The sequence below is a fragment of the Neomegalonema sp. genome (assembly GCF_028688855.1).
Lineage (GTDB): Bacteria > Pseudomonadota > Alphaproteobacteria > Rhodobacterales > Rhodobacteraceae > Neomegalonema.
Genome location: NZ_JAQTXI010000005.1, coordinates 208,045 through 216,897, shown reverse-complemented (window position 1 = coordinate 216,897; position 8,853 = coordinate 208,045). Strand labels below are relative to the sequence as shown.

Here is an 8,853-nt window from a genome sequence, read left to right as displayed (position 1 = left end):
CCCATGCCCGAGGAGGAGCGCGCGAAGATCCCCCGCGCCGAGAAGCTCCATGCGCTTCAGGCGGGGATCTGGCCCTTCGTCATCTTCTTCTCGATGACGGGGCTTTTCCTGACCGGCGTCACCAGCCTCGTGGAGAGCGCGGCGGTGGGCGCGGCGGCCTCGACCTTCGTGGCCCTGATCCGGGGGCGCCTGACCTGGGACGTGCTCCATCAGACCGCCCGCAAGACGCTCGGCGTCAGCTGCATGTTCATGTGGCTGATCATGGCGGCGCTCTGTTTCGGCGCGGTCTTCGACGGGCTCGGCGCGGTGAAGTCCGTCGAGCGGCTGTTCCTCAACGACTGGGGGCTGGAGCCCTGGCAGGTGCTGCTGATGATGCAGGCCGCCTTCCTGATCCTCGGGATCTTCCTCGACGACACCGCCATGCTGGTGATCGTGGCGCCGCTCTTCATCCCGCTGGCCGGAGCCCTCGGCTTCGATCTGATCTGGTATGGCGTGCTCTACACCATCACCTGTCAGGTGGCCTATGTGACGCCGCCCTTCGGCTACAACCTCTTCCTCATGCGGGCCATGGCGCCGCCGGAGGTGACGCTCCCCGACATCTACCGCTCCATCTGGCCCTTCGTGGCGATCATGCTGCTGACGCTGCTGATCATCGCGCTCTATCCGCCCATCGCCACCTGGCTGCCCAGCTACGTCTATTCCTGAACCTCCGGAGGACCGCCCCATGACCGCCAATCGCCGCAATTTCCTCAAGACCGCCGGACTCGGCGTCGCCGCGAGCGCCCTGGCGGCGCCGGCCGTGCTGGCTCAGGCCCCGATCCGCTGGCGCTTCCAGACCTACGCCGGAGCGGCGCTCGGGCCCCATGTGACCAAGCCCGCCATCGACCTCTTCAACCGCTCGGCCAAGGGCGAGATGGAGATCGAACTCTATTACGCCGACCAGCTGGTCCCGACGGGCGAGCTCTTCCGCGCGCTCCAGAACGGCACCATCGACGCGGTGCATTCCGACGACGACTCCATGGCCGCTCCGGTTCCGGTCTCGATCTTCGGCGGCTATTTCCCCTTCGCCACCAAGAGCATCCTCGACGTGCCGGTGCTCTTCAACCAATATGGCCTGGCCGACATCTGGCGCGACGCCTACGCCAAGGCGGGCGGCGTGGTCTGGCTTTCGGCGGCCGGTCAGGACGCCTGCCACTTCAACACCCGCACGCCGATCCGCTCGGTGGCGGATCTGAAGGGCCTGCGGCTCTACACCTTCCCGACCGCCGGGCGCTTCCTGACGCAATTCGGCGTGGTTCCGGTCTCGATTCCCTATGAGGACGTGCAGGTGGCCGCCCAGACCGGCGAGATCAGCGGCATGGCCTGGTCCGGCATCACCGAAGACTACACCGTGGGTTGGGCCGACGTGACGAAATACTTCCTGACGAACAACATCTCGGGCGCCTGGATCGGCTCCTGGTTCGTCAACGAGAAGCGCTGGGCCGATCTGCCCGAGCACCTCAAGGATCTCTGGCTGACCTGCGTCCAGGCGGGCCACAACTACCGCGACCAGTGGTATTGGGGCGGCGAGGCCAAGCTGCGCGCTCAGGGCGAGAAGCTGGAGCTGACCACCGTGCCCGCCGAGGATTGGGCGCAGATCGAACGGGCGGCCATGGTCTTCTGGGACGAGATCGCCCAGGAGAACGAGACCTCGGCCAAGGTCGTGCAGATCTTCAAGGATTACAACGGCGTGCTGACAAAATCGGGCGGCGTCTACGCCTGCGGCTGAGGCCGCGCGCTCCTGCGGAGGGCCGCCCCGAAAGGGCGGCCCTTTTTTTCATTCAGGCGGGCAGGATCGCCATGAACTGCTTGAGCCAGGCCGGATGGGCGGGCCAGGCGGGGGCCGTGACCAGATTGCCGTCGGTCACGGCGTCGTCCACGGCGATCTCGGCGTATTTCCCGCCGGATAGCTCCACATCAGGGCGGCAGGCCGGATAGGCGGAGCAGGTCCGGCCCTTCAGCACGCCCGCCGCCGCGAGAATCTGCGCGCCATGGCAGACCGACGCGACGGGTTTGTTCGTCTCGAAGAAATGACGCACCACCGCCAGAACCTTCGGATCCAGCCGCAGATATTCCGGCGCGCGTCCGCCGGGAATCACGAGGGCGTCGTAGCTCTCGGGCTTCGCCTCGTCGAAGGTGGCGTTGAGGGTGAACTTGTGGCCGGGCTTCTCGGTGTAGGTCTGGTCGCCCTCGAAGTCATGGATGGCGGTGGAGACCTTGTCGCCCGCCTTCTTGCCCGGACAGACGGCGTGGACCGTATGGCCGCAGGCGAGCAAGGTCTGGAACGGCACCATGGTTTCGTAATCTTCGGTGAAGTCGCCCGCGAGCAGCAGGATCTTCGCCATGTTCTTTCCTCCCTGGCCGAAATGATTCGGGACGCGCAGTTTACGCGCGTCCCGCTGCAAGACCATGACGCTCCGTGATCTCCCGCTTCAGGTTCAGCCCGCGAAGCCCCCCTCGGCGAGGAAGGCGGCCTCCTGCGCGGAGGTCTCGCGGCCGAACATGGCGTTGCGATGCGGAAAGCGTCCGAAGCGCGCGACCACGTCGCGATGCTCCAGGGCGTGCGGCAGGGAGGCGTCGCCCAGAGCCTCGAAGAGCTGCACGCAGAGCTCCTGATCGGCCAGAGCCTCCGAATGCATGAAGGGCATGTAGAAGAAGGGCCGCAATCCGGGTTCGGCCTGGCGGTCGAGCCCCGCCTCCAGAGCCTGACGCGCGAAGGCGACTCCCAGAGGATCGGTCGCGTACATGTGCGCCGTGCCGCGGAAGCTGTTGCGCGGATATTGGTCCAGCAGCAGAAGCAGCGCCAGAGCGCCTTCCGTGGTCCGCATCCAGCCGTCGCAGCGACGGGCCGCGGCGGCCATGTGGGAATCCCAGAAACGGGTGCGGAATTCGGCGTCGAAGGCTTCGTCCTTCGTGAACCATTTCTCGCGGCCCGCCGCACGCCAGAAGGCGACCAGAGCGGCGGCTTCGGACAGCGGAACGTCGGAGCGATGGGGCATCGGCGGATCCTCCCGAGAGCGCCCCGAAACCGACCCGCTCCGGACGGAGAAGATCGGACGCGGGCGCGGATTGCGCGGATCCTCCTCAGGATCCGTCGGCCTCCGGGGTCCGGAGCGCGATCCGGGACAGGCGCCCGGCTCCCCTGCGGGAGGCGGCCGCTCGCGGTCCCGCCCCGCGCCCGAACCCTGAACGCCGACAGACCCTAGAGCGCAATCCGGAAACAGGAAACCGCTTTTCGGAGGAAAAACGCCGCCCGACCCGCAACCCCGAGCCCCGGCGCGGCCCCCTCCCCCGATTCCTCCGGGCTTCCCCGGGCGCCCTCGCGGAGACTCCACATGCGCGACCGCCCCGAAGCGGGCTTCGCTTCGGGGCGGCGGGATCCTGACATGGCGGCGCAGGCGAGAGGCGGTCAGGCCTCGTCGTCGGAATCGGCGGGGCGCTCGTCCTCAGGGATGACCGAAGCGAGGCTCAGCCCGTGCGACTGGCGGAGCTTGCCCTCGATGGCCTCGGCGATGGAGGCGTTCTCCTTGAGGAAGTTCTTCACGTTCTCGCGGCCCTGCCCGATGCGCTGGCCGTCGTAGGAGAACCAGGAGCCCGACTTCTCGACGATCCCGGCCTTCACGCCGAGGTCGATCAGTTCGCCGATCTTCGAAATGCCCTCGCCATACATGATGTCGAATTCCACTTCGCGGAAAGGCGGCGCGACCTTGTTCTTGACCACGCGCACGCGGGTGGTGTTGCCGACGGTCTGGTCGCGGTCCTTGATGGCGCCGGTGCGGCGGATGTCCATGCGCACCGAGGCGTAGAACTTCAGCGCATGGCCGCCGGTGGTGGTCTCGGGATTGCCGAACATCACGCCGATCTTCATGCGGATCTGGTTGATGAAGATCACCGTGCATTTCGAACGGCTGATGGAGGCCGTCAGCTTGCGCATGGCCTGGCTCATCAGGCGGGCCTGAAGGCCCATCTGGGCGTCGCCCATGTCGCCTTCGAGCTCGGCCTTGGGCACGAGCGCCGCCACCGAATCGACCACCACCACGCTCACCGCGCCCGAACGCACGAGGGTGTCGGCGATCTCCAGGGCCTGTTCGCCCGCGTCGGGCTGGGCGATGAGCAGATTGGCCACGTCCACGCCCAGCTTGCGGGCGTAGGAGGGGTCGAGGGCGTGTTCGGCGTCGACGAAGGCGCAGATTCCGCCGCGTTTCTGCTCTTCGGCGATGATGTGCAGCGCGAGGGTGGTCTTGCCCGAGCTTTCCGGGCCGTAGATCTCGATGATGCGCCCCTTGGGCACCCCGCCGATGCCCAGCGCGATGTCGAGGCCGATGGAGCCGGTCGGAATGGCTTCGATCTCCAGAACCGCGCCCTTCTGGCCGAGCTTCATGATCGAGCCCTTGCCGAAGGCGCGCTCGATCTGGGCCAGAGCGGATTCCAACGCTTTTTCTTTGTCCATGACGTCCCTGTCGACGAGGCGGAGCGGAGTTTGCGCGGCGGATTGAGACATGGCCCGTTCCCAAATGCAAAGCCTTAATGTCGCGCCCGTCCCCGGAGACGCCTCAAGGCGAAGAGAAGGCGGGGCGGAGCGCAGAGGGGGAGGCGCTCCGCCCCCATCGATCGAGGGACAAGGAAGTCGTATCCCATCCGTTCGCGCATATCAAGAACATATCGGAAATTTAAACGTCACTTTCCACGAACTCCAGCTCCACCCGCCTGAGGTCGAGCGTCTGTTTTCCGGCATGTTCGAAATTGGCCGCCGCCCGGTCCCCCGTGACCGACTGGATCTGGCCCAGGCCCCATTCGGGATGGCCCGGATGCCGCACCAGCGCGCCCGGCTCCAGAAGATGTCGCATCCGCCCTTCCCCTTTCATGCTGCGGCGCCTATCATGGGCGCGCGCCGCACCCTACGGAAGCCGCGCGCCCGACCTTACACCGATTCACCGCGTTCAGGAACTCCGATGACCGATCTCGCCCTGGCGACCCTGTTGTGTTCGCGCCTCTGTCATGATCTGGTCAGCCCCATCGGCGCGGTCAACAACGGGCTGGAGCTGCTCGACGACGATCCCGACGAGGAGACCCGCCGCGAAGCTCAGGATCTCGTGCGCAAGAGCGCCCGTCACGCCTCGGCCAAGCTGCAGTTCATGCGCGTGGCCTTCGGGGCCGCCAGCTCCCTGGCCGAAAGCGTCTCGCTGGAGGAGCCCCGCCGCCTGACCGAGGGCCTGCTCGCCGAATCCGGCGTCGTGCTGCATTGGGTCGGCTCGGAGGCGACGCTCGACAAGGATCTGGTCCGGCTGCTGATGAACTTCATCCTCATCGGCTACGAGGCCCTGCCGCGCGGCGGCGTGCTGCGCGTGGGCGTGCGCAAGGAGGGGGCGATCAATCTGATGATCTCCGCCGAGGGCCCGCGCGCCCGGCTCATGCCCGAGGCCGTCAGGATCCTGGAGACCGGCGGCGACCCCAGCCTGCTGGAGCCGCGGCTCTCCAATTGCCGGCTCGCCTATCTGCTGGCGCGGAAATTCGACGCGAACATCCGCTGCCTCATCGAGGCCGACGCCGCGCAGATCGCCGTCACCATCTGAAACCGCCTACATCCCGCCGGGGGCCCTGGCCTCGTAGCGGGCTTCGGCCTCGGCGCCCGAGGGCAGAGAGCCCTGAAACCGCCAGACGATCTGCGGCGCCTGAGGCGTCGGCTCCTGGACCGATTCCAGAAGGAATCCCTCCGCCGTGGGGCCGATGGTCGCCGAGCCGGGCACGAAGCGCAGCCCCGGCTGCGGAGTCTCGGTCACCACCACGTCCTCCAGAGGCGTCGCGCCGCCGTTGCGCAGGTGGATCCGGAAGATCAGGCATTCTCCCGCCCGCAGATCCTTGAAGCGCTCGAAAAGGGCGTCCTGGGGCGTCTCGTCGGCCAGTTCGCCGTCGCAATCGCGGTCGAGCGCCATGGTCTTGGTGGGCGTGAGGGCGGCGGCGGCCTCCGAATCGCGCTCCAGCCGGATCGCCCAGCGCGCCGCCGCCGGATAGCTCCCGGAGGCGTCCTTCGCTTCGGCGTGCATCGCCAGGGTCTCGGTCCAGCCCGCCTTCGCGTCGGAAGGCGCGAGGCTCTCCAGACGGAAGGCGCGGCGGTCCCCCGCCTCCAGACGGAATTGCGGCGGCAGGGCCACGCGGCCGGTGCCGTCGAAGACGCGCCATCTCAGCCCCGCCGCCGAGCTCCAGCGCCAGGAGATCTCGTAGGGTCCGCCGGAATCGGGCGCGCGGAATTCTCCCGTCAGCATGAGCGCGCCGCCGCGCGCCGCCTGGCTCTCGCCGCCCGGCCCGAGCCCCAGACGCGCCTCGCTCAGGGCGATGCGCACCGGCGGAGGAGGATCATAGCGCCGCGCCGCGCCGCCCGTCTCGTAGGGCTGGAGGCGGAAGAGCGCCGCGCGGTCGATGGCCTCGGCGGTTCCGGCGGCGGTCAGCAGGAAGCTCAGGCGCAGGCATTCCGCCGCCCCGAGATCGCCCGTCCAGTCGACGCCCGGCCTCAGGGTCAGGCGCCGTTTCTCGGGATCATAGCCGGTTTCGGCGCGCAGCACCGGCGCGTCCTCCAGGATCGGCCAGTCGGAATCGCTGCGCCGCAGACGGATCCCCTGAGGCCCCTCCGGAGTCCAGCCGGGGCCGAAATCCGCCGTCATGACCACGCCCCGCGCCCCGGCCTCGCCGAGGTTGCAGAGATCCCCCGAGAATTCGGCGCTCTCGCCCGCGCGGATCACGCGGTCGGAATCGCCGGTCGCGACGGTCAGCGCGAGATAGGGCTCGCGCAGTTCGACGAAGATCCCCTCCTCGGCCTCGATCCCGCCCGAGGCGGATTCCGCGGAATCTCCGGGGATCAGCGCCAGCCTCAGGTCGATGAGGCGATCCGCGCGGGCGGTCTCGTCGGCGGGGTCGATCCGGAGGGGAATCCGCGCCCGCACCAGAGGCGCCTCCGCCTCGGGCGAGGTCCGCAGCGCCCCGAGCGGAATCCGCAGGATCCGCCAGCCCTCCGCCGCGAAGGGCGCAGGCGGCGCGACGGGCTCCTCCTCCCAGAGCACGGACTCCGCCGACAACTCCGGCCGCCCCATGAGCAGCGGCGCAGGACCGAGAGCCCGGGGCTCGGAGGCGCCGTCGCCTTCGTCCATCAGCCGCGCCTTGAGCGCCAGCGTCCCGCGCGTCACGCCCCTGGGGGGCTGGAAGGCGGCCTCCAGAAGGGCGCCGTCTCCGGGACGGGCGAAGAAGAAGCCCGGACCCGCCTCCGTCCACTCCTCGGCGTCGAGGACTCGCAGACGCGGCGGACCCGGCGGACGCGGCGCCATCTCCAGACTATGGATGCGGATGCGCGGCGGCTTGCCGGATTCGCCCGTCGCGGCGGCGTCGAGCCCGATCCGCAAGGGCGCGTCGAGCGAGGCCTCCGCCCGGACCCGCGCCGTCAGGGCCGCGACGAGGCGCCCCTCCGGCGGCAGGACGCCCTTCGACGGACCCGCCGAGGCCCCGCAAGGCCCGAGCCCGGATTCCGCGCCCTTCGCCGGCTCCAGAACCACCCCGGCGGCGGCGCAGTCCAGAGCGGCGTCGGGGCGGACCCAGATCTCCAGCCCGTTGACCGGAGCGTCGCCGAGATTGCGCAGCTCGTAACGCGCGGTGAAGACGTCGCCCGCCTCGTAGACCCGCGCCTCGGGCGGCGGCGGATCGAGCAGCTCGCCCGCGATCAGCGGCCCGCCCATCTGCGCCGTGACGCTCGATTCGCCCATGACCCGCCCTTCGGCCTCCAGACGCGCGCTGAAGAACCCCGCCCGATGCGCCGCAATGGCCGCCGCAGGCTGGAAGGGATCGGCGTCGCGCAGCACGAAGCGCCCCGAGAGCTCCACCCGCCGCCCCGAGGCCGAAGCCCCCGGCGCGAGCCGGCAATCTCCCAGACGCCAGATCAGTTCGGTCTCCGCGGCCTCCGGCGGAGAGCCGCCCGAGCAGCGCAGATCCGCCCCGATGGTCGAGGCCAGGGTGGGCGGCTGGCTCGACCGGGCGGAAGGCGGAATCGCGGCGGCGAGCGTCACGTTGCGCGCCCGGCCCGCCGGGAACTCCGCGCCGAGGATCACCCGCAGGGCGTCGCCGTGGATCAGGGGATTCGAACTCTCGGGCGGCAAGGCCCGCTCCAGAACCAGACGCACCGGCGCCAGACGCAGCCTCATGGCGGTCTCGGCGCGCAAGGCGGCGCGCTCGGAGCCCCGCCCCGCCGCCTCCGCGCCCGCGAGGCCCCGGGCGGTCAGATTCAGCGCCACCTCGGCGTCGGGAGCGGCTTCGGGGGGAATCTCCACCGAGAAGACCAGACGCCGGGTCTCGCCGGACGCCAGAAGCGCGCCCTCGGCGCCCCAGCCCAGGGCTCCCCGACCCGCAGGCTTCGCGCCCGGAGCCTCGGCGCCCGTCGCCTCGGCGGGGCCCTCGGGGACCAGACGCGCCTCCAGAAGCCGGACGGCCTCGGGGCCCGGATTGCGCAGCAGCGCCTCGACCTCCAGACGCGCGCCGCCCTCCAGCTGCGAGAGCGCGCCGCCGTCGGCGCGGCGGGCGTTCGCCTCGACGGTCAGTCCGGCCGCGAGCCCGCCGCCCGCCGTCGTGGAGGCCAGCAGGGCCGCCAGGATCGCCGCAAAAGGCCGAATCCGGCCGGAAGAGCTGGAGATCACAAACCCATCCCTAAGAATATGCATGGAGTTTCAGCGCCTTGCCTTCGCCTCGGGCGCAGGCTACGCGCCCGCGTCGCGGCTGTCCATCCCGCATCGACGCCCATGCGTTTGCGTCCGGAGCGGAAAAGAGTATATGGAAGCG

General features: G+C 69.6%; 8 protein-coding genes. 3 read left to right on the top strand and 5 right to left on the bottom strand.

The window, feature by feature from the left end:
* Both PHN62_RS05820 and PHN62_RS05815 read left to right on the top strand, forming a co-directional pair.
* Positions 1-705 (top strand): TRAP transporter large permease subunit (locus PHN62_RS05820; protein WP_300147614.1); only part of this gene is annotated, 705 nt, incomplete at its 5' end.
* 19 nt (positions 706-724) lie between these two features.
* A complete protein-coding gene (locus tag PHN62_RS05815) occupies positions 725-1,768 on the top strand; it encodes a TRAP transporter substrate-binding protein (protein WP_300147611.1) in 1,044 nt (347 codons plus the stop codon).
* Positions 1,769-1,820: 52 nt separating this feature from the next.
* Here PHN62_RS05815 and PHN62_RS05810 read toward each other — a convergent pair whose 3' ends face one another.
* From PHN62_RS05810 to PHN62_RS05795, 4 genes are all read right to left on the bottom strand, one after another.
* A complete protein-coding gene (locus tag PHN62_RS05810) occupies positions 1,821-2,384 on the bottom strand; it encodes a DJ-1/PfpI family protein (RefSeq protein ID WP_300147608.1) in 564 nt (187 codons plus the stop codon).
* A gap of 93 nt (positions 2,385-2,477) precedes the next feature.
* Positions 2,478-3,038 (bottom strand): DUF924 family protein, encoded by a 561-nt coding sequence (locus PHN62_RS05805; protein ID WP_300147605.1) that lies wholly within the window; start codon positions 3,036-3,038, stop codon positions 2,478-2,480.
* A 410-nt stretch (positions 3,039-3,448) separates the two neighbouring features.
* Positions 3,449-4,489 carry a recombinase RecA gene (gene recA, locus PHN62_RS05800; protein ID WP_300147602.1) on the bottom strand — a complete coding sequence of 347 codons (1,041 nt, stop codon included), beginning with the start codon at positions 4,487-4,489 and terminating at the stop codon, positions 3,449-3,451.
* Positions 4,490-4,709: 220 nt separating this feature from the next.
* The gene (locus PHN62_RS05795; RefSeq protein WP_300147599.1) at positions 4,710-4,886 is read right to left on the bottom strand and encodes a DUF3553 domain-containing protein; all 177 of its coding nucleotides are present in this window, start codon (positions 4,884-4,886) and stop codon (positions 4,710-4,712) included.
* Between the two features lie 105 nt (positions 4,887-4,991).
* Between PHN62_RS05795 and PHN62_RS05790 the strand changes: the two genes are divergently transcribed.
* Positions 4,992-5,612 (top strand): histidine phosphotransferase family protein, encoded by a 621-nt coding sequence (locus PHN62_RS05790; RefSeq protein ID WP_300147596.1) that lies wholly within the window; start codon positions 4,992-4,994, stop codon positions 5,610-5,612.
* Between the two features lie 6 nt (positions 5,613-5,618).
* Here the strand turns inward: PHN62_RS05790 and PHN62_RS05785 are convergent, their stop codons facing one another.
* Positions 5,619-8,711: a DUF11 domain-containing protein gene (locus PHN62_RS05785; RefSeq protein ID WP_300147593.1), complete on the bottom strand. Its 3,093-nt coding sequence runs from the start codon at positions 8,709-8,711 to the stop codon at positions 5,619-5,621.
* Positions 8,712-8,853: the final 142 nt, after the last annotated feature.